Source organism: Bacillus sp. AFS001701 (genome assembly GCF_002559405.1).
GTDB lineage: Bacteria > Bacillota > Bacilli > Bacillales > Bacillaceae_G > Gottfriedia.
In genome coordinates this window covers 1-22285 of record NZ_NTZO01000099.1, presented here as the reverse complement: position 1 = coordinate 22285, position 22285 = coordinate 1, and the positions used below count along the sequence as shown (strand labels likewise).

20 protein-coding genes and 2 other annotated features are annotated in these 22285 nt (G+C 34.7%); of the genes, 17 read left to right on the top strand and 3 right to left on the bottom strand.

All coding sequences use genetic code 11. From position 1 onward, the window contains the following. Positions 1-43: 43 nt before the first annotated feature. The 10 genes from coaE to rplT all read left to right on the top strand — a co-directional run bounded on the left by coaE (position 44) and on the right by rplT (position 8178). Positions 44-640 (top strand): dephospho-CoA kinase, encoded by a 597-nt coding sequence (coaE, locus tag CN514_RS08330; RefSeq protein WP_098232198.1) that lies wholly within the window; start codon positions 44-46, stop codon positions 638-640. 92 nt (positions 641-732) lie between these two features. Then, a complete protein-coding gene (locus tag CN514_RS08325; protein WP_098232197.1) occupies positions 733-1752 on the top strand; it encodes a glyceraldehyde-3-phosphate dehydrogenase in 1020 nt (339 codons plus the stop codon). Positions 1753-2238: 486 nt separating this feature from the next. Next, entirely contained in the window at positions 2239-2625 is a 387-nt protein-coding gene (gene speD / locus CN514_RS08320) for an adenosylmethionine decarboxylase (RefSeq protein ID WP_088013420.1), read from the top strand. Positions 2626-2886: 261 nt separating this feature from the next. Then, positions 2887-3357: a transcriptional regulator NrdR gene (gene nrdR / locus CN514_RS08315; RefSeq protein ID WP_025568424.1), complete on the top strand. Its 471-nt coding sequence runs from the start codon at positions 2887-2889 to the stop codon at positions 3355-3357. Positions 3358-3393: 36 nt separating this feature from the next. Then, positions 3394-4824 (top strand): replication initiation and membrane attachment family protein, encoded by a 1431-nt coding sequence (locus tag CN514_RS08310; RefSeq protein ID WP_098232196.1) that lies wholly within the window; start codon positions 3394-3396, stop codon positions 4822-4824. A 14-nt stretch (positions 4825-4838) separates the two neighbouring features. Continuing rightward, positions 4839-5774 carry a primosomal protein DnaI gene (dnaI, locus tag CN514_RS08305; protein WP_098232195.1) on the top strand — a complete coding sequence of 312 codons (936 nt, stop codon included), beginning with the start codon at positions 4839-4841 and terminating at the stop codon, positions 5772-5774. A 111-nt stretch (positions 5775-5885) separates the two neighbouring features. Then, positions 5886-6719 carry a sporulation protein YtxC gene (gene ytxC / locus CN514_RS08300; protein ID WP_098232194.1) on the top strand — a complete coding sequence of 278 codons (834 nt, stop codon included), beginning with the start codon at positions 5886-5888 and terminating at the stop codon, positions 6717-6719. A gap of 132 nt (positions 6720-6851) precedes the next feature. Continuing rightward, positions 6852-6978: a sequence feature (ribosomal protein L20 leader region), on the top strand. A gap of 73 nt (positions 6979-7051) precedes the next feature. Beyond that, on the top strand, positions 7052-7555 hold the full coding sequence (infC, locus tag CN514_RS08295) for a translation initiation factor IF-3 (RefSeq protein WP_069034593.1): 504 nt from the start codon (positions 7052-7054) through the stop codon (positions 7553-7555). 23 nt (positions 7556-7578) lie between these two features. Then, complete coding sequence (rpmI, locus tag CN514_RS08290) at positions 7579-7779, top strand: 50S ribosomal protein L35 (RefSeq protein WP_025568429.1); 201 nt, start codon at positions 7579-7581, stop codon at positions 7777-7779. Between the two features lie 42 nt (positions 7780-7821). Continuing rightward, positions 7822-8178 carry a 50S ribosomal protein L20 gene (rplT, locus tag CN514_RS08285; RefSeq protein ID WP_025568430.1) on the top strand — a complete coding sequence of 119 codons (357 nt, stop codon included), beginning with the start codon at positions 7822-7824 and terminating at the stop codon, positions 8176-8178. A 55-nt stretch (positions 8179-8233) separates the two neighbouring features. Here the strand turns inward: rplT and CN514_RS08280 are convergent, their stop codons facing one another. Both CN514_RS08280 and CN514_RS08275 read right to left on the bottom strand, forming a co-directional pair. Beyond that, complete coding sequence (locus CN514_RS08280) at positions 8234-9055, bottom strand: MBL fold metallo-hydrolase (protein WP_098232193.1); 822 nt, start codon at positions 9053-9055, stop codon at positions 8234-8236. 128 nt (positions 9056-9183) lie between these two features. After that, entirely contained in the window at positions 9184-10254 is a 1071-nt protein-coding gene (locus CN514_RS08275) for a nitric oxide synthase oxygenase (protein ID WP_098232192.1), read from the bottom strand. Between the two features lie 202 nt (positions 10255-10456). Here CN514_RS08275 and CN514_RS08270 point away from each other — a divergent pair, with 202 nt between their 5' ends. From CN514_RS08270 to CN514_RS08260, 3 genes are all read left to right on the top strand, one after another. Next, the gene (locus tag CN514_RS08270; RefSeq protein ID WP_483295004.1) at positions 10457-11548 is read left to right on the top strand and encodes a M42 family metallopeptidase; all 1092 of its coding nucleotides are present in this window, start codon (positions 10457-10459) and stop codon (positions 11546-11548) included. 836 nt (positions 11549-12384) lie between these two features. Further along, a complete protein-coding gene (locus CN514_RS08265) occupies positions 12385-13587 on the top strand; it encodes a quaternary amine ABC transporter ATP-binding protein (protein ID WP_098232190.1) in 1203 nt (400 codons plus the stop codon). A 4-nt stretch (positions 13588-13591) separates the two neighbouring features. Further along, complete coding sequence (locus CN514_RS08260) at positions 13592-15331, top strand: glycine betaine ABC transporter substrate-binding protein (protein WP_098232189.1); 1740 nt, start codon at positions 13592-13594, stop codon at positions 15329-15331. A 56-nt stretch (positions 15332-15387) separates the two neighbouring features. Here CN514_RS08260 and sspI read toward each other — a convergent pair whose 3' ends face one another. Continuing rightward, on the bottom strand, positions 15388-15597 hold the full coding sequence (gene sspI / locus CN514_RS08255; protein WP_097979070.1) for a small acid-soluble spore protein SspI: 210 nt from the start codon (positions 15595-15597) through the stop codon (positions 15388-15390). Positions 15598-15699: 102 nt separating this feature from the next. Between sspI and CN514_RS08250 the strand changes: the two genes are divergently transcribed. From CN514_RS08250 to CN514_RS08235, 4 genes are all read left to right on the top strand, one after another. Continuing rightward, entirely contained in the window at positions 15700-16449 is a 750-nt protein-coding gene (locus CN514_RS08250; RefSeq protein WP_098232188.1) for a TrmH family RNA methyltransferase, read from the top strand. Positions 16450-16579: 130 nt separating this feature from the next. Further along, positions 16580-16826: a binding site (T-box leader), on the top strand. 56 nt (positions 16827-16882) lie between these two features. After that, the gene (pheS, locus tag CN514_RS08245; RefSeq protein ID WP_098232187.1) at positions 16883-17917 is read left to right on the top strand and encodes a phenylalanine--tRNA ligase subunit alpha; all 1035 of its coding nucleotides are present in this window, start codon (positions 16883-16885) and stop codon (positions 17915-17917) included. Between the two features lie 19 nt (positions 17918-17936). Beyond that, a complete protein-coding gene (gene pheT / locus CN514_RS08240) occupies positions 17937-20351 on the top strand; it encodes a phenylalanine--tRNA ligase subunit beta (RefSeq protein WP_098232186.1) in 2415 nt (804 codons plus the stop codon). 290 nt (positions 20352-20641) lie between these two features. Beyond that, complete coding sequence (locus CN514_RS08235) at positions 20642-21943, top strand: exosporium glycoprotein BclB-related protein (protein WP_098232185.1); 1302 nt, start codon at positions 20642-20644, stop codon at positions 21941-21943. Positions 21944-22285: the final 342 nt, after the last annotated feature.

The window sequence follows — 22285 nt, the reverse complement described above, 5'->3', positions numbered from 1 at the left end:
TATTCCATTTGGTCCTCTTTATCTAGTGTAAGGAGAATAAAAGATGGGTAAAATTTTTGGACTAACTGGTAGCATTGCAAGTGGAAAAAGTACAGTTTCCAATTTCCTAAAGGAATTAAATGTTCCAATTGTCGATGCAGACGTAATTGCAAAAGAAGTGGTTGAAATTGGACAACCTGCATATAAAAAAATTGTTGAGGCTTTCGGAAGTGAGGTTCTTTTAAATTCTGGTGAAATTAATCGACCATTTCTCGGAAGTATTATTTTTAATAATAAAGAAAAGCGCTTACAACTTAATGAAATAGTACATCCGGAAGTAAGACGTGAAATGAAAGAACAAGCTGATCGATACATAAAACAAGGTGAACCACTTGTTATTTTAGATATACCTCTTTTATATGAGGGTAACTCAATTGAATTGGTGGAAAAAGTAATCGTAGTGACAGTATCGGAAGAAAATCAACTAAAGCGTTTAATGAATCGTAATGGTTTATCGAAAGAGGATGCACTTTTACGCATAGCATCTCAAATACCAGTTAAAGAAAAAGCAGCACGAGCTGACTATGTAATAGATAACAATGGTGACTTTGAGGATACAAAAAGACAGGTTAAAGACCTATTAAATAAAATTATTTCATAAAATAATGTAAATAGTTTAACCAAAATCCAACTTATGTGTTATACTAATTGCAGGGAGATAATAAACAGTATAACTTAATTGGGGGTTTACTTATGGTAAATGTAGCAATAAATGGATTTGGTCGAATTGGACGCATGGTTTTCCGTCAAGCAATTAAAAATGGAGATTATAATATCGTTGCAATTAATGCAAGTTATCCTTCTGAAACTTTAGCGCACTTAATTAAATATGATACAGTTCATGGCAAGTTTGATGGTGAAGTAATTGCAAATGCAGATCATTTAATCGTTGATGGTAAGCGTGTGGAATTAATTAGTGAAAGAAATCCTGAGTTACTTCCATGGAACGAGCTTAATGTTGATATAGTAATTGAAGCAACAGGAAAATTTAATGATGCTGAAAAAGCAAAAATGCACATTACTGCTGGAGCTCAAAAAGTAATTTTAACAGCACCTGGTAAAAATGAAGATATCACAGTAGTAATTGGAGTTAATGATGATAAATTAGAACTAGAAAATCATCACATTATTTCAAACGCATCTTGTACAACTAACTGTTTAGCGCCAGTTGTAAAAGTATTAGATGAGCAATTTGGAATTGTTAATGGATTAATGACAACTGTTCACTCATTTACAAATGATCAAAAAAATATTGATAATCCACATAAAGATTTACGTCGTGCACGTGCTTGTAGTCAATCAATTATTCCAACAACTACAGGTGCAGCAAAAGCATTATCTAAAGTACTTCCACATTTAAATGGCAAGTTACATGGTATGGCTTTACGTGTTCCTACTCCAAACGTATCACTTGTTGACTTAGTTGTAGACTTAAAGAGAGAAGTAACTGTTGAAGAAATTAATGAAGTGTTTGAAACAGCTTCTAAAGGTTCAATGCACGGAATTATCGAATATTGTAACGAGCCATTAGTATCAATCGATTTTAATACGAATACACACTCTGCAATTATCGATTCTCTTTCTACAATGGTAATCGACGGTACAAAAGTTAAAGTATTAGCTTGGTATGACAATGAGTGGGGCTACTCAAGACGCGTTGTTGACTTAGTGTCAATCGTAGCATCTAAAATAAAAAAGCTTGAAACTGTTTAATCATTAAAATATTGTACTTATAAAAAATTGTAAACGAATACAAAAGGCTAACTAGTTTATCTGGTTAGTCTTTTTGAAGTTGGGTAACACATTTAGAAGAAGTATGAATTTTTGACTATATTGAGATGTAATTTGTGACTTACTATCTAAAAAAGATGAACGTTGATTTCCGCTACAGGAGCCTCATTTTACAATACCATATAACGATATGTCCCCTAATAAACATGTACCTTTGTTTCCTTGCTATACATGCATTTATCATACTTTTAGACTTATTTTCTTCACAATTAATTCAGTAAATAACAAAAAAATAAAATTTATCTTGCAATTCAAATTTAAAAAAAGTATACTAACTTTCGTGAACTTCTAAAAGTATAACTAATTACTTAAAGGGTTTGGACCTCTTTGGACTAACTTTCCCCCGTGGTAATTGATCATACTTTCGCAATAGAAGTCATGACAAATTATTTTAAGGGGGAAATGAATATGGATACTATGGGTCGTCACGTCATTTCAGAATTATGGGGTTGTAATACAGAAAAATTAAATGATATGAAATTTATTGAGGAGACTTTTGTTGATGCTGCGTTACGCTCTGGTGCAGAAGTTCGTGAAGTTGCTTTTCACAAGTTCGCTCCTCATGGCGTTAGTGGTGTCGTAATCATTTCAGAATCACACTTAACTATTCACAGTTTTCCTGAGCATGGTTATGCAAGTATCGATGTTTACACTTGCGGTGATAGAATTGATCCGAATGTAGCTGCAAACTTTATCGCTGAAGCTTTAGAAGCTGATACTCGCGAAAACGTTGAGTTACCAAGAGGAATGGGTCCCATTCAAGTTGATAATGTAAAAGTTGTAAATGGTAACTAAAAAGAATTGAGAGAGGTGATTTTTCATCTCTCTTTTTTGTTATCTAAACAAACTTGCTTTTAAAAGCCTTCTTTTAGAATGAACTAGCTTTACATAGTGAAAAATATTTCCATTAACATAAAATAATGAAATATTGTTGATCAACGAAAAATAGGCTTTTTGACTTTTAAGAAATAAACTTTAGTTTATTTTGAATTTGTTATAGTATAGAGTTATAATAATACGTTTAAACAATTTAGTGTTTGGAGTTGAACTATAACGATGAGATGTCCAACGTGTAACTTTAATGGGACAAGAGTACTTGATAGTAGACCAGTAGATGAAGGTCGTTCAATTAGAAGAAGACGTGAATGTGAAGAATGTCAGCATCGTTTTACAACTTTTGAGCGAGTTGAAGATAATCCTATTTTAGTTGTAAAAAAAGAGGGAGCTCGTGAAGAATTTAGTAAAGATAAGATGTTAAGGGGACTGATCAAAGCGTGTGAAAAACGCCCTGTCTCTTTATCTCAACTAGAAGATATTATTCATAGCATTGAAAAAGAACTGAAAAATAGTGGCACTTCAGAAGTTCCGAGTGAAGTTTTAGGTGAAATGGTCATGGAGCATTTATCTAAAGTTGATGAAGTTGCATACGTACGATTTGCGTCAGTTTATCGTCAATTTAAAGATATTAATGTATTCATTGATGAATTGAAAGATTTAATTAACAAAGAGCGAGGCAAAGACGAATAATACTTCGCTCTTTTGATACAAGAAAGGAATGTTTGAATGTCTATTGATAAGCAACACTGGATGGATGTTCTACCTGCGGATCCTTATACTGTAATGGCAGCTGGGTATTTACATAATTTTCATAGGCAAGTATTGACGATGTTGTATCAACCAATAATTGGTAGTCAAGCTTTAAGTTTATATATGACGCTTTGGAGTGAATGTGAACAAACGGACCTTAATCCTAATACGTTAACACATCATTCTTTAATGCTTGGAATGAAAAGTAATTTAAAATCAATTTATGAACAAAGATTAATCCTTGAAGGAATCGGCTTACTTAAAGTTTATGAAGGATTTGAAAATAGTACAAAAAAGCTTCTATATGAGCTTCAATCTCCGCTAGATCCTCATTCTTTTTTCGAAGACCCTATCCTAAATATCTTTCTGTTTAAGACAATTGGAAAAACACAATATCAACGAACTAAAACCTTTTTTAGTAGACAGGCCTTTTCGAAAGAAGGGTTTCGTGAGATTTCACGTTCATTTGATTCGGTATTCCAAGCAATTACAGTTGAGCAATTAAATGAAATTCAGCAAAGTAACGATCTTTCTACGTCAAATGATCGTAGTCTTTTAAAAGACAATCAGCCAATTAAAATATCTGTCAAAATGGAAGAATTTGACTATGCGTTATTTTTGGATGGACTTTCTGATTCCTTTGTTCCAAAAAGAGCATTTACTACAGAGGTAAAAGAAACGATTTTAAAACTTGCATTTTTATATGGAATAAATCCAATTCAAATGAAAACGATTGTTATGCGCTCATTAAATGAAGATAATAAAATCAATATTGAGACGCTTCGCCTTGAAGCAAGAGACTGGTATCAATTCCAACATCATGAAGCTCTGCCTACGATTGTGGAAAAGGTTCAACCCATTCAGCATAGACAAATGGGCAATGAGCAGCCATCAACTCAAGAAGAAAAATTAATTCATTGCTTCGAAACAATTTCTCCTCGCAGGTACCTTAAGGAGATATCGGGTGGAGCTGAACCAAGTGAAGCTGATTTGAAAATTATAGAAGAGATTATGATTGATCAAAAGCTTCTACCTGGAGTCGCGAATGTGTTAATTGACTATGTAATGATCCGTTTAGATAAAAAGCTTTCTAGAAATTACGTCATTAAAATAGCAAGTCATTGGGCGAGAAAAGGTGTAACAACCGTTAAACAGGCTATGGATCTTGCCCGTAAAGAGTTTGAAGAAACTAAACAAAGTGCAACTGCTGCAAAAACTCGCTCAAGTAATAGACGAAATAAAACAATTCGAACTGAGATTGTACCAGACTGGCTTCAATCAAGTGAGTCAAATGATTCACAGACTGCACCGGCAACAATCAATAACCAAAATAATTCTTCGATTGATGAAGAACGAAAACGATTAGAAAAAGAACTAGAAATGTTTAAAAATAAAAAGAAACGTTAAATGGGAGGACGCTAATGGAACCTATTCAAAACGCATTTAGTGCATTAATGAAAAATAAACAATTCCAGGACACATTTCAAAAAATGCGACAAGAAGTCCGTAGTCACCCAAAAATAATTTCATTTTTAGCTGAGCATAAAAATGAAATTACGGATCAAATGATTGATAGTAGCCTAGTTAAGCTATATGAGTATATTGGACAAAGTGTAAATTGTGAAGATTGCCCGTCTTTTAATGAGTGTAAAAATATGGTGCATGGTTATCATCCTCATTTGATTATTCAAGGAAAACGAATTGATGTTCAATATGATCGTTGTCCAAATGGTGTGAAAAATGATAAACGCAAAAAACATGAATCTTTGATAAAATGCATGTACTTACCAAAGGATGTTCTTCAAGCTTCTATGTCAAACTTATCTTTAGAAGACCCTGGCCGTTTTGAAGCAATTTCTGCAGCTAGACAGTTTATTATGAATTATGAAAAAGGAAAAATGGCTCAAGGTTTATATTTACATGGCCCATTTGGGGTTGGAAAAACGTTTATTCTTGGGGCTATTGCAAATGAACTAGCAGAGGAAGAAATAACTTCAATGCTCGTTTATTTACCAGAGTTTTTACGCGAACTAAAAAGCTCTATTAGTGATGGCACATTAGAGGAAAAAATTGAAGCTGTAAAAAAAGTGGAAGTTCTTATGTTAGATGATATTGGTGCAGAGCAAATGTCTAGTTGGGCAAGAGATGAAATACTAGGTACAATTCTTCAATACCGCATGCTAGAAAAATTGCCTACATTCTTTACATCTAATGCTGATTTAAATCAATTAGAGCATCACTTAACATATTCTCAACGTGGAGAAGAGGAAAGGGTTAAAGCAGCACGTATTGTAGATCGTGTTAAGTTTTTAGCCAAACCAGTTAAAATTTCTGGTTCAAATTTAAGACATCCATAAAAAAATCAAAAAATGGCGTAAAATCACAAATTACTAAGTGATTTTGCGTCATTTTTTAATTATTTCTTTAATATATATAGGACTAGGTGGTGCTAGAAAGGGGGGAACAGGGTGATTGAAATTTTTTTCAATGAACCCATTGACGCAGCTTATGTCTACGAACGATTACAAAAACGCTTAAAAAAGCAATCGAGACCATACATTTTAAGAAGACACAAAATCAATACAATTTTAATCACATTTCCTCAAAACACTGAAGATTTAATAAAAAGTATTTTAGTTCCGACACTAGTACAATTTATTTTACTTCAAAAAGAAGATAAGTGGATTCAATCCATTTTACATACATCTTTTTTCTATGAGGAAGACGAGCAAAGTCAAATCATACCGATCGCACAATCATTATTAAGAGGAACTAGAAGAAGTATACCAAACCAGAAAAAAATTCGTAGAAGTAAGAATTTAGTTTCATATGCACTTTCTGAGTATATAAAAGATGGAGTAAATTTTAGCTTCGATTCATTTATTACATTTCGTTTGAAGGAATACTATAAGCAGTTAGCATATGTTTGTGAAATTGCAATAGATGAGTACAAATTAGAAAACGAATACCAGAATCTTATTGAGAATCTAAGACAGCAGGTAATTAAAACGGATGCGCTTATTCCTCAAGTGCATATAGTGTTTGACGGAAAATTTAGCGTATTTGATCATCTATTTTTACCACTTTCTAAAGATGTATTAAAAGAATATGGCAAACAAGTGGAAAATAGAGAGTATATTGATAACGAATTAATTTTGCCCTTAACGGCAATTGCACCTAAAAGAATTCATTTATACACCTCATCAGTCGATATTTCATTAATCATTACACTTCAAAATATCTTTCAAGAACGAGTCCTAATACATACATTACAAGAGTTTTCACAGGAAAAATTGAGATGAAAATTTATAATTTAAAAAACCATTGTCATAAATAAGTTTCTTTGATATAATAAATTTCGTTGCGAACAAAGCATACGAATATTGACAACATCATGTCGCTATGTTATAGTAACGAAAGAAAAGAATACTTATTTGTTGAAGAAGAAGCACCCGCTTCTCACCTGGATGACGCTACAAGCTGTTATCAGGTAACAGAATCATTAATTACTTTGATACTGTCAGTGTGGGTGTATTTATATACCCACACTTTTTTGTTGGGTATGATTGCTTCAACGATACAAATTAAGATCATTCTTACAATACCTTGGAGGTGTTTTACTATTAGCAAAGACATGATGGTAAACGATGGAATTCGTGCTCGTGAAGTTCGATTAATTGGTCCTAACGGAGATCAACTTGGAATCAAGACAAAACAAGAGGCTCTTGAGTTAGCTTCGAATGTTAATCTTGATCTAGTGATGGTAGCACCAACGGCAAAACCACCTGTATGTCGTATTATGGACTACGGAAAATTCCGTTTCGAGCAACAAAAGAAAGACAAAGAGAGCCGTAAAAACCAAAAAATTATTAGCATGAAAGAAGTTCGTTTAAGTCCTACAATTGATGAACATGACTTTAACACAAAGCTTCGTAATGCAATTAAGTTCTTAGAAAAAGGCGATAAAGTTAAAGCGTCTATTCGCTTCAAAGGGCGCGCTATTACGCATAAGGAAATTGGACAACGAGTACTTGATCGTTTCTCAACTGCTTGTGCAGAAGTTGCAACTGTTGAGTCACATCCAAAAATGGACGGTCGTAGTATGTTCTTAGTCTTAGCACCTAAAAACGAAAAGTAATTTATTTGAGGAGGAAACACGATATGCCTAAAATGAAAACTCACCGTGGTTCAGCAAAACGTTTTAAAAAGACTGGATCTGGTAAATTAAAACGTGGTCGTGCATACACAAGCCACTTATTCGCTAACAAATCTACAAAAGCAAAACGTAAATTACGTAAAGCTTCATTAGTAAGCAAAGGCGATTTCAAACGTATCCGCTTTATGCTTACAAACATGAAATAAGAACGATAAACGTATTAGATAGATATCTAGGAGGGAAACAATATGCCAAGAGTTAAAGGCGGTACAGTTACACGCGCTCGTCGTAAAAAGGTTATTAAATTAGCAAAAGGTTATTACGGTTCTAAACATACATTATTCAAAGTTGCAAACCAACAAGTTATGAAATCATTAATGTATGCTTACCGTGACCGTCGTCAAAAGAAACGTGATTTCCGTAAATTATGGATCACTCGTATCAACGCGGCTGCTCGTATGAACGGACTTTCTTACAGCCGTTTAATGCACGGATTAAAATTAGCAGGTATCGAAGTTAACCGTAAAATGTTAGCTGACCTAGCTGTTGCTGACGAAAAAGCATTTGCTGAATTAGCAAACGCTGCAAAAGCTAACTTAAAATAATTCGTTTAAAAAATCCTTAACATTTGTTAAGGATTTTTTTATTTAAATAGATTTCTTAAACGAAACTAAATTCTTTTTTCATGTTATTAACGTTTGATTCATGACAATATTTTGTGAAACCAGAAGGAAATGAAAACTCTTTTTCTAATGTATTTATTTCTGCCTCATTATTATTCTGTACAGCTTTTTGGAGTCTTTTTAAGTAACTTCTACCTAGTTCAATTCGAGTAGCAATCTCTTCTTTATTTGATGAAACTTGACCGTGGCCTGGAACTAACAAAGATAATTCAAACTTATTAATTAGATCATCTGCCTTATCTAGAGTATTGTAATAACTTTTTACACTATCAAATACAATTGGAAGTTCAAAATCAGATAAATAATCCCCTGTAACCCATATTCCTAAATTTTCAATATAAAGGAATAAACCATCTTTCGTATGACCAGGAGAATGATAAAATCTTAATGTTGTCTGTCCGATTTTAATTTCCTGCCCATCTTCACTAATAATTAAATCAATTTTTGGAAATTGTATTGGCTGGGCATGATTAATATAGTTATCATTGTAAAATTGACGGATTTTTGAAAGTTTACTATCTTTTTCAGGATGGTAATGTAAATTTTCGCTCCCAATAGTCTTAGCATTAGGAAATGCATAATAACCTATAATGTGATCGAAATCTCCATGTGTAAAGTATAAATAAATTGGTCGTTCATTTTTAATTGATTCAACAAATTCCTTTATCTCATTTATTTCATGAGGTAACCAAGTTGGATCCACAATAATGATACAATCGTCAGTTGATACAACGGTTGAGTTTGTTTGAAATAATGCACTTTGAAATACTGTAATATTGTCATTTTGAAATAAAATCATTGAATTACTCCTTTAATAATTTTTAGAAAATTATGTTGATACTTAATATTGTATCAAATAATAGAAAAAACCTTAATGAATTAACTACAAATGTGTCAGTTCATTAAGGTTATAACTATTTACAATGATTATCTTGGAAAGAAATTTGGCTTAAGCGTTGTATCATCGTATCGTTTATGAAATACATGAGTTGTAGCAGGCGACATAGGCGGAATTAACCACTTCCAATTACCTGTTAACTCTCGGCCACATGATTCTTCTTGTTTTTCATATTGAAGAAATTGCTGTGCAGCAGAATGATGATCAACAATACTAACACCATTTTTTTTATATGAATATAAAACGGCAATATTTAATTCAACTAGCGCACGATCTTTCCAAAGAGTACTGTTTCTTTTCGTATCTAGGCCGATAATTTTTGCTACTTTAGGCAACAGATTAAAGCGAAATTCATCAGCAAAATTTCGAGCACCGATTTCAGTTCCCATATACCATCCATTAAATGGGGCAGCACTATAAGATATACCACCAATCTCTAGCGTCATATCTGATATCATCGGAACAGCATACCATTTAGTATTTAAAGGGGAAAAATCATATTCAGGATGTTCGATCGGTACTTCGAGTACGATTTCATTTGGGATCGCAAAATAGTTTGGTTCATGATTGTCTAAGGAATAAACAATGGGCAAAATATCGAAATTAGTACCATTTCCTTTCCAACCAAGACTCTCACATTCCTTTGTAAACTCGATCGATTTTGGGTCTCCAATTATTCCATTTTCTGCTTCATAGCCAGCATATCGTATTAGCTGGTGATTATGGATTTTAAGAGTATTATTTGTTCCTAGATTTGGTTTGAAAATTGTAATTGTAGGTAGAATCTTACCTGAATTTGTAGCATATCTTATATGATGCAATATTTCGTGCGCTATTCTTTTATCATCGTTAATATGGCGAGCATCTAAAACATGAAGCTTATCCCAAAATAGTCTACCGATACAGCGGTTACTATTGCGCCACGCCATTTTCGCTCCGTGCTCTAATTCCTCATAAGTATGAGTGTAAAAACCAGTATCTCGAATTTCAGCTTCAATACTTTTTAATCGTTTTTCTATTTGATCGGATTTATCGAGTTCCTTATAGCATTGTGATATAAAGGAAAATGATTCTTTATATAAAGCGGAAGTAGTTATCATATTAATCTCCAGATGGTTAATTTAAAAAACTAGTAATAATTTATAAGCTTCATTATTATACCCCACAAATAATTTGAAGAAAATTAATATAAAATTTATATGTTTTAATACGAGGGCTGAAGAACTATCTAAAAATTTTGTCAAAAGGAATCCCAAATTGTATAATGTTATATGTACATAATCTAAATTAAAAAAAGGATGGATGAGTTTGTCTACTTTAGATGCAAAGTTACAAATGTTAAAAGAATTAACGGATGCAAACGGCGTAGCTGGATTTGAACATGAACCACGTGAAGTAATGAGAAAATATATTACACCACTTGCTGATGAGGTTGTAACTGATAATTTAGGAAGCTTAATAGCAGTTAAAACCGGAGACCCAAATGGTCCAAGTATTAAAGTTGCTGGACATCTTGATGAAGTTGGATTTATGGTTACACAAATTGATGACAAAGGATTTTTACGTTTTCAAACAATTGGTGGCTGGTGGTCCCAAGTAATGCTGGCTCAGCGTGTTACCATTTCAACAAAAGAAGGTAATATTACTGGTATTATTGGTTCGAAACCGCCTCATATTATGAGTGCAGAAGCAAGAAGAAAAGTAGTAGATATTAAGGATATGTTTATTGATATCGGTGCTTCAAGTAAAGAAGAGGCATTAGAATTTGGGGTTCGTCCTGGAGACCAAGTTGTTCCGTATTTTGAATTCCAAACGATGAAAAATGAAAAATTATTATTAGCAAAAGCATGGGATAACCGTATCGGTTGTGCGATTGCAATTGACGTTTTAGATCAATTACAAGGCCAAGCACATCCAAATATTGTATTTGGAGTTGGAACAGTACAAGAAGAAGTAGGACTTCGTGGTGCAAAAACATCTACATATAAAATTGAACCAGATATCGGTTTTGCATTAGATGTCGGTGTTGCAGGTGACATGCCAGGTGTATCTGAAAGAGAAGCACAAGGTAAATTAGGCAAAGGTCCACAAATCGTTTTATATGATGCGTCAATGGTGTCTCATAAAGATTTACGTGAATTTGTAGTAAATGTAGCAGATGAAATTGGTATTCCATATCAATATGAATCTATGCCTGGCGGAGGAACTGACGCTGGTTCAATGCATATTACTATGAAAGGTGTTCCAGCATTAGCTATCACAATTCCAACGAGATATATTCATTCTCATTCTGGTATCCTTCATCGTGATGACTATGAAAATACAGTTAAATTAATTGTAGAAGTAATCAAACGATTAGATCGCGATACAGTAGAGCGTTTAACATATAACTAAAAAAATCAATCCCTCATTTATTGAGGGATTTTTTTGTAGTTTTAAATTGAAATTGTGTGCTAACACATATGAGTAACTAAATACCAAGACTTTGTGGTTATAGTACCTCATGAAGTGCTTATGAGTAATTAAATAATAAGATTTAGTCGTTATAGTACCTCATGAACCCTTTATGAGGTACTAAATAATAAGATTTAGCGGTTATAGTACCTCATGAAGCGCTTATGAGTAACTAAATACCAAGATTTAGCGATTATAGTACCTCATGAAGCGCTTATGAGTAATTAAATACCAAGTTTTAGCCGATATATAACCTCAAGAAGCGCTTATGAGTAACTAAATACCAAGATTTAGCAGTTATAGTACCTCATGAACCTCTTATGAGTAACTAAATCTCACCATCTTGCTTTTTTTACATCCCCACTAATCTTACCTGAGTAAGTCATTTTCATATCTCCGAAATAACCTCATTTATTAAGGTTTTTTCGCTTCTTCTACTTACTTAACCAACCTAATTTTCCCACTTTTTCCGACTTTATCGTTATCGAACTGCAACAAATTGTATTATTCCTATAACTAGTTTGAAATAGTTTTGTCATATCTTATTGTTAACATGAATGTACGCTTTTCAAATAAGGATACTCGGAAATAGAGTTTGGAAAATGGTTTCTTAGTGAATTTTTTTAAGCTAATAAATAAAATTTAGACTCCAATTTTGTAAATGGAGTTTTTAAGGAGCCAAGACTTAATTAGTACTTGGCTGATTTTTTTTATAGGGAGAATCCTTATTTAAAATATGGGGAAGCAAAATAAATATTAAGTTTTGAGGTGAGTTAATGAAAGCAAAAGTTAAAGTGAAAAGCGTAACAAAGGTTTTCGGTAAGTCTCCAAAGAACGCCATAAAGTTACTAGAAAAGGGATATTCAAAAAAGCAAATATTAGAGCAGACAAACTCAACAATCGGGGTAAATAATGCAAGCTTTGAAATATTCCCGGGTGAAATTTTTGTTGTAATGGGACTGTCAGGTAGTGGTAAATCTACCTTGATTCGGATGCTCAATCGATTAATTGAACCAACTACTGGACAAATCTTGATCGACGATGAAGACATTGTAAAAATGAATCCTCAGCAGTTAAGAGATGTTCGTCGTAAAAAAATTAGTATGGTTTTTCAAAATTTTGCTCTGTTTCCGCACAAGACAATTCTTGAAAATACGGAATATGGTTTAGAAGTACAAAATATTTCACAGGAAGAAAGAACTGAAAAAGCTTTGAAGTCATTAGAAATAGTTGGCTTAAAAGGATATGAGCATCAATTCCCATCACAATTAAGTGGTGGTATGCAACAACGTGTTGGCCTTGCAAGGGCATTAACAAGTGATACGGATATTTTATTAATGGATGAAGCATTTAGCGCGCTCGATCCATTAATTCGTAAAGATATGCAGGACGAATTATTAGAACTGCAAGAGACGATGAAAAAAACGATTATATTTATAACACATGACCTGGATGAGGCCCTTCGAATTGGAGACAGAATTGCTCTTATGAAAGATGGTAACATAATGCAAATTGGTTCTCCTGAGGAAATCATGGTAAATCCAGCAAATGAATATGTTGAACGATTTGTAGAAGATGTAGATCTATCAAAAGTATTAACGGCTGCCCATGTGCAGAAGCGTGCTGAAAGAATTACGCCTGACCGTGGACCACGTGTAGCTTTACAAGTAATGAGAGACCAAGGATATTCAAGTATATTTGTGGTTGATCGTAGACAAAAGCTACTTGGAGCAATTACTGCTGATGATGCTTCAAATGCTCTTATTAAAAATAAATCGGTTGAGGAAGCTATGCAGAAGGAAATTGTGTCTGTTTATGAAGATACATTATTAACTGATGTAATTGGAGCACTTGCAACTTCTGAACTACCATTAGCGGTTATAGATAAAAATGATCGATTAAAAGGTGTCATTATCCGTGGAGCAGTAATCGGTGCGTTAGCGGGTAAAACAGACGAATTAAATATAAAGGGAGGTTAAATATATGGGTATTCCAAAAATTCCGTTAGCAGATTGGATTGATAAAATTGTCGATTTGATCATTAAAACTTTCCATCCTCTATTTGGCGCAATAACCAACATCACAGAAACCCTTTTAAATAACCTTGTTAAAGTTTTAGGACTTGGGCCATCCATTATTCTAATCATATTAATTTCATTACTAGCTTTTTATACAAGTAGGTGGACAGTTGGACTGTTTACGTTACTTGGCTTGTTATTAATCGATAATCTTGGACTTTGGGATGCTACAGTTGATTCGTTAGCATTGATTTTATCATCAATTGTTATTACGGTTGTAATTGGTATTCCTTTAGGGATTTGGACGTCGCAAAACGATCGAGTGAAAAAAGTGATTACACCAATACTCGACTTTATGCAAACAATGCCAGCATTTGTTTATTTAATTCCAGCCATTCTCTTTTTCGGAATTGGTGTAGTTCCTGGTATTTTAGCTTCTGTCATTTTTGCAATTCCTCCAACAATACGATTAACGAATTTAGGTATAAGAGAGGTTCCAAATGATTTAATAGAGGCATCTAATGCTTTTGGATCAACAACGTGGCAAAGACTCTTTAAAGTACAGCTACCTTTAGCAGCACCTACAATTTTAGCTGGTATAAATCAAAGTATTATGCTTGCATTATCAATGGTAGTTATTTCATCACTAGTAGGTGCACCAGGATTAGGGGCAGAGGTTTATCGTGCCGTAACCCAGATTAAGGTAGGGGAAGGGTTCGAGGCAGGGATATCGATTGTTATCGTTGCAATTATTCTTGATCGAATTTCTCAAAACCTTCGTCAACCTGCTTATGGGAAAAAATTTGCAAAAAAATATGTTTATGGATTTACTGTATTAATCTTTTGTATTTCGGCCATTTCAGTTGCCTTTGCAGGTGGCAAGGATCAAAAAACAGTTTCAAATAAAATAGGTGCCGGGGTTAATTTTGAGATTACCGGAATTGATCCAGGAGCTGGGTTAATGAAAGCAACTGAAAAAGCGATGAAGGATTACGATTTAAAGGATTGGACTTTAAAAGAAGGTTCTTCAGCTGCGATGACTGCTGAATTGAAAAAAGCGTATGAAAATAAAGAACCTATAATCATTACAGGATGGACACCCCACTGGATGTTTTCAAAATATAAATTAAAGTATTTAGAAGATCCAAAAGGGTCATTTGGTAAGGATGAAGAAATTCATACAGTGGTTAGAAAAGGATTAAAAGAAGACGCTCCTGGTGCGTATAAGATTTTTGATAACTTTTCATGGAAACCTTCTGATATGGAAGAAGTGATGAGTGATATTCAAGACGGTGCGAAACCTGAAAATGCAGCGGCGAAATGGATTAAAAAACATCAAGAACAAGTAAATAATTGGACGAAAGATGCTTCAAAAGGAAATGGTGAAAAAATTAGTCTCGTTTATGTTTCATGGGAATCTGAAGTTGCCAGTACAAATGTGATTGGAAAAGTACTTGAAAACCAAGGCTATGAAGTTACATTAAAACAGGTTGAGGCAGGACCGATGTTTGCTGGTATCTCAGATGGAAGTGCAGATGCAATGGTCGCAGCTTGGCTTCCGACAACTCATCAAGACTACATGAATGAGTATAAAAAACAATTGGTTGATCTTGGACCGAATTTAAAAGGGACAAAATTAGGCTTAGTCGTACCAAAATATATGAAGATTAATTCGATCGATGATTTAAAAGGTAAAACGAAATAGCCAAAATAAAAGGACTAACGAAAAGTTAGTCCTTTTCTATTTTTCAACAGATTAGATTAATGACTTACTCCATTTTCTAATACTGTAAGTAGTTCATGCTTTTGATTTTCAGAAGCGTGATTCCAAAAAACTTCGAGAAGTACACCTAAACCTGGTAATACTTTTTCCTCGCCACTTTGAATAGCATCTACAATTGTCGCTTCTAATTGATCACTCTTATTACCTGAAATATTGTGAAGAACTGCTCCGCGAATATTAAAATTCATTTGGATTCTCCTTTCATATTAAGCTTTATGTAGTATTTGTAAACGGAAACGATTTTATGTATGATAAACGATATGAGATACGATGAAAGGTAAAGGAAACTTATGAAACAAATTGATTCCATACAAAATAATTCTGTAAAGGCTTGGAAAAAGCTACATACAAAAAAAGGAAGAGATAAAGCTAAACAATATATCATAGAAGGTTTTCATTTAGTTGAGGAGGCAATTAAGCATGATGCACCGATTCTTCATTTATTAATTAGTGAAGATATTGACTTACCTTCTAATTTTTCAACAGTGTCATTTGAAATTACGTATATTTCTAAAGAGGTTAGCAAGGAATTAAGCGAAACAGAAACATCTCAAGGTATTTTTGCAATTATTGAATTTTCTTTTGTAAGAATTGATCTTGAGAAAGTGTCAAAATTATTATTAATTGATGAAGTTCAAGATCCAGGGAATGTTGGAACAATGATTCGAACAGCGGATGCTGCTGGTTTTGATGGGGTTATTTTAGGTACAGGTACAAGTGACCTATATAATGCTAAAACAATTCGATCCACCCAAGGATCATTATTCCATTTACCAATATTACGTGGTGATTTAGTTGAAGCAATTTCTAATTTAAAAGATAAAGGAATAACTGTTTACGGAACATCTCTTCAAAATGCAAAACCGTTTAATGAAGTAAACGTTACAAATCGTTTTGCCATTATTGTAGGAAATGAAGGTAAAGGTGTGAATTCAACATTACTTTCATTAACTGATGAAAATTTATATATACCGATTTATGGTAAAGCTGAATCATTAAATGTTGGTATTGCAGCAGGGATTCTAATGTATAGTCTGTAAAAAATAATAGAAGCTTCATTCAAGGTTTCTAAATCAGTAAAAATGATTCAAATCATTTAGTAAATAATTATGTTGAGCAGTTGCATTAATTGAAAAAAATCAATATAATTAATTAAGAAAATTTAATACATAAAAAGCTTTGACAGAGAATAGTAAATTTGAATCTCTATTTAGGGAAAAGGTGCCGTAGACTGTAAGCACTTTTATAGTAGACCAAATTGAATTCACCTCTTGAGCTAGCGCCGGGACCATTATTGAATGTAAAGGCGACTCGGTCTATCTAAGTAGATCGTTATATGAATGAAGTGAGCAGTTAGTTTTTTGTAACATAATAACTGTTAATTAGGGTGGTACCGCGATCAATCCTCGTCCCTTTTTTGGGAGCGAGGTTTTTTTATGTTTAAATTTATGAAGTTGAATAGGAGGATTATTCATGCAAGAGCGTTTAGTTTCTTTACAATCAGAAGCGATTAAGCAAATAGAAGAAGCAACAGATTTAAAAGCATTAAATGAAATAAGAATTGCCTATCTAGGGAAAAAAGGTCCGATTACTGAGGCAATGAAAGCAATGAAGGATTTAACTCCTGAAGAGCGCCCCAAAATGGGAGCTGTTGCTAATGAAGTACGTGCGGCAATCCAAGAAAAACTTGAAGCAAAGCAAGTTGTATTAGAACAAAATGCAATTAATGAAAAGTTAGAAAGTGAATCAATTGACGTAACACTTCCAGGAAGACCAGTTCAAGCAGGTGGAGCTCACCCATTAAGAGCGGTAATTCAAGAAATTGAAGATTTATTTATTGGAATGGGATATGAAATTGCAGAAGGTCCAGAAGTAGAAAAAGACTATTATAATTTCGAAGCATTAAATTTACCAAAAGGTCATCCAGCTCGTGATATGCAGGATTCATTCTATATTTCTGAAGAAACATTAATGAGAACGCATACTTCACCTGTTCAAGCTAGAACAATGGAAGCAAACGTGGAAAAGGGACCAATTAAAATAATTTGTCCTGGTAAAGTTTATCGCCGAGATGACGATGATGCTACACATTCTCATCAATTTATGCAAATCGAAGGTCTTGTAATTGGTGAAAACATTTCGATGAGTGACTTAAAAGGTACTTTACAACTTTTTGCGAAAAAAATGTTTGGTGAAGATCGTGAAATTCGTTTACGCCCAAGCTTCTTCCCATTCACTGAGCCTTCAGTAGAAATGGATATTTCTTGTATGAAATGTGGAGGAAAAGGCTGTAACATGTGTAAACACACTGGATGGATTGAAATTTTAGGTGCGGGAATGGTTCATCCTAACGTACTTGAGATGGCTGGGTATAATCCAAAAGAAGTTCAAGGATTTGCTTTCGGTATGGGTCCAGAACGTATTGCATTATTAAAATATGGTATTGATGATATTCGTCATTTCTATACGAACGATATAAGATTCTTAAAGCAATTCCAACAAATGTAAGGTAGGAGGGGACTAAAACATGTTTGTATCAACAAAATGGTTACAAGAATACGTTGATTTAAGTGGTGTTACACCAGACGAGCTTGCAAAATTAATAACAAAAGCAGGTATTGAAGTTGAAGGTGTTAATCATCTTTCAGAAGGAATTAAAAATGTTGTTGTTGGTTATGTAATGGAACGTGAACAACATCCAGAGGCAGATAAATTATCAAAATGTACTGTTGATGTTGGAGAAGAACAACCAGTACAAATTATTTGTGGCGCACCGAATGTTGCTAAAGGTCAAAAAGTGATCGTGGCAAAGGTAGGCGCTGTTTTACCGGGGAATTTCAAAATTAAAAAAGCAAAATTACGTGGAGAAGTTTCTGAAGGAATGATTTGCTCTCTTCAAGAACTAGGAATTGAAGGCAAAGTAGTTGCAAAAGAATTCTCAAATGGCATTTTTGTTTTACCAAGTGATGCTGAAGTAGGAGCAGATGCATTAGACGTACTATATCGTGATGATGCAGTATTAGAACTTGGATTAACACCAAACCGTGCTGATTGCTTAAATATGATTGGTGTTGCCTATGAGGTAGCTGCAATTTTAGATCGTGACGTGAAACTTCCAGCGATTAGCGCTGAATCAGTTACAACTGCTGATTATGTTTCAGTTTCTATTGAATCAAAAGAAGATGCACCATATTATAGTGCCAAATTAGTGAAAGGTGTAAAAATTGGTCCTTCACCATTATGGATGCAAGCTCGTTTAATGAGTGCTGGTATTCGTCCGATTAATAATGTGGTTGATATTACGAACTATATTTTAATTGAATATGGTCAACCATTACACGCTTTTGATTTTAATAAATTAAATAGTAATCAAATTATCGTTCGTCTTGCGAAAGAAAACGAAAAGATTGTTACACTTGATGGTGAAGAACGCACATTACAGCCACATAATTTAGTAATCGCAACAGAGAAAGAAGCAGTAGCAGTTGCAGGTGTAATGGGCGGTCAAAGTACTGAGGTTGATGTTGAAACTGTAGACGTTTTAATTGAATCAGCTGTTTTCAGAGGTCAAAGTGTTCGCCAAACTTCAAAAGACCTAGGCTTACGTAGCGATTCAAGTGCTCGTTTTGAAAAAGGTATTGATGCTTCTCGTACATTCCCTGCTTCTGAACGTGCTGCTCAGTTAATGGCTGAACTAGCTGGTGGAACAATTGTAGAAGGGACTGTAATTGCTGACAATTTAGTTGAAGATGCTAAAAATGTTTCAGTTTCTGTAAGTAAGATTAATGGTGTACTTGGTACATCAATTGATGCTGAGACAGTAAAAGATATTTTCCGTCGCTTAAGATTAGAAGCTACCGGGAATGGTGAAGTATTTACTGTTACTGTTCCAAGTCGTCGTGGTGATCTTTCAATAGAAGAAGATTTAGTTGAAGAAGTAGGAAGACTATATGGCTATGATCATATTCCTGCTACGTTACCAACAGGTGTTGCTAGTCGTGGACAATTAACACCTTACCAAGCAAAACGTAGAAAAATTCGTCAATATTTACAGCATGCAGGTCTTTACGAAGCTGTTACTTATTCTCTTACAAGCAATAATAAAGTAAAACGCTTTGCACTAGAAACAGTAGATGCAGAACCAGTACGTTTAGCATTACCTATGAGTGAAGAACGCAGTGAGCTACGTTTCAGTTTAGTACCACATTTATTAGATGCTATTGCTTATAATGTTGCACGTAAAGAAGAAAATGTTCAACTATTCGAAACAGGCTCTGTATTCTTAACAAAGGAAAAGAACGAGCTTCCTCATGAAGAAGAATATTTAGCAGGAGCGTTAACTGGTTTATGGTTGCAACATGCTTGGCAAGGCGAGAAAAAAGCTGTGGATTTCTATGTTGTAAAAGGTATTTTAGACGGTTTATTTAATGAATTAGGTTTATCAAATAAAATAACTTATCTTGCTGCTAAGAAAGAAGAATTACACCCAGGACGTACAGCAAGTATTTTATTAAACGGAGAAGAAATTGGTTTTATTGGTCAAGTTCATCCTGTTACTCAAAAAGAGTGGGATCTTAAAGAAACATATGTATTCCAATTATCTCTTGAAAAGCTATTAAATACTGAATTTGATGATATCTTATACAATGCAATTCCTCGTTTCCCATCAATGAACCGAGATATGGCATTAGTAGTTGATTCGAAAGTATTTGCTGGTGATATTCTATCTACAATTCGTTCAACAGGTGGAAGACTTCTAAAGGATGCTACAATCTTTGATTTATACGAAGGTGATAAGATGGAAGCTGGTAAAAAATCAGTTGCCTTCTCATTAACTTATTTCGATCCAGAACGCACTTTAACGGATGAAGAAGTAACTAAAGCTCATTCAAAAGTATTAAAAGCTGTAGAAGAAACACATAATGCTCAATTAAGAGGTTAAAATAGACTACTCTACTTTATTGTGGATATCGTTTTTAAATTTAGGTTTAACTTACAAATAGACAAAAACAATGTTTAGTACTAAAACAAAACAGAATCAATTAATAATAAACATTAAAAATCGGAAATCTAAGATTTCTGGTTTTTTTTGATAGGTGAATATTCTATTAGATAATTTTAATAGAGTATTCACCTATTTTTTGCCTCATTTTTATGGTGAGAATGAACCAATTTGTCCTTTTTTTATACAATAAATTGTACAATTAAAATTTTTTTGAGAGGTGTATTTTTTTGCCACTACCACCATTACCACCACGATTTCCACAACCATCAGAACAACCAGAAGAACCAAAAGTGTCACTAGATTCAAATCCTTCAGATTCGCCTATCACAAATTCCCCTTACTCACCTAGTTATTCATTTGATTCAAATGATTCAAATGGATTAATTGGCCCAATAGGACCTATTGGGCCAACAGGCCCTACAGGAGCAACAGGTCCTCGAGGAGAAAGAGGTAAGCGAGGTAAAGAAGGGGAAGATGGAGACCGAGGTCCAAGAGGTCATATGGGACCTATGGGACCTATGGGACCTATGGGGCCAATGGGACCAGCAGGAACACCGGGTACTCCAGGAGCAACAGGAGCAACAGGTCCAGCGGGAGTAACAGGTCCTTCAGGAGGCCCAGCAGGTCCAACAGGTCAAGCAGGAGCAACAGGAGCAACAGGTCCAGCAGGAGCAACAGGCCCAGCGGGAACAGCTGGCGCAACAGGAGCAACAGGTCCACAAGGAATCCCAGGTCCATTAGGTCCAACAGGCTCAGCAGGTCCAGCAGGAATACCAGGAGCAACAGGTCCAGCAGGTCCTCAAGGAACACCAGGTCCACAAGGAGCAACAGGCCCAGCTGGAATCCCAGGCCCAGCAGGAGCAACAGGTCCAGCAGGGGCAACAGGCCCAGCAGGAGCAACAGGAGTAGACGGAGCGACGGGTCCAGCAGGGGCAACAGGTCCAGCGGGAACACCAGGCGCACCAGGAGCAACAGGTCCAGCAGGGGCAACAGGTATAGCAGGTACAGGTGCAATCATTCCATTTGCATCAGGTGCACCAGTTGTGATGTCTACAGTTTTAGGCGGATTAGCAGGAACAGCTGGACTTGTAGGATTTGGAAGTTCAGTTTCGAATGTTGCATTACTTCCTGGACCAACGATTGATTTAACTGGAACTGGATTGCCAACTGAAGTTCTTGATTTTGCATTCTCAATGCCTAGAGCTGGTACAATTACGGCTATTTCAGCATTCTATAGTAACGTAGTAGCTTTGGCTCTTTTAGGAACAAATATTGTGGTTACTGCACAATTATATAGTGCACCAGCAAATAGTAATACCTTTACTCCAGTTGCAGGTGCAAGCGTCACTTTACCAGCTCTAGTAGGTCCGCTTACATTAGGACAAATCACGAGCGGTATTTCTACACCTTTAGCAATACCAGTTGCTGCACAAACTCGTTTATTGATGGTATATACTGCAACTGCAAACGGTATTAGCCTTGTTAATACTGTTACTGGATATGCTAGCGCAGGAGTAGCTATAAATTAATAGATAATAAAGATAAATAGCAATAAAAATTTGACTCTACTTAAACTAGGTCACATTCGACTATCATTGATAGGGATTGAATCTAGTAAGTAGAGTTTTTTTGCGGATTTTTAATAGAAATAGTATTAAAATCCAAACAAACTTGTCCAACAAAAATATGATAAAGTGTACGTCAAAATATTTTTGGAGGTGTATCTATTTGCCAATACCACCAGGCCCACCAGGCCCACAATTACCACCAGTTTTACCACTACCACCAGCTCCAACAGGTCCTACGGGAGCACCACTGCCACCAGGTCCTTCAGGTCCAACAGGAATTACTGGTCCAACAGGAGCAACAGG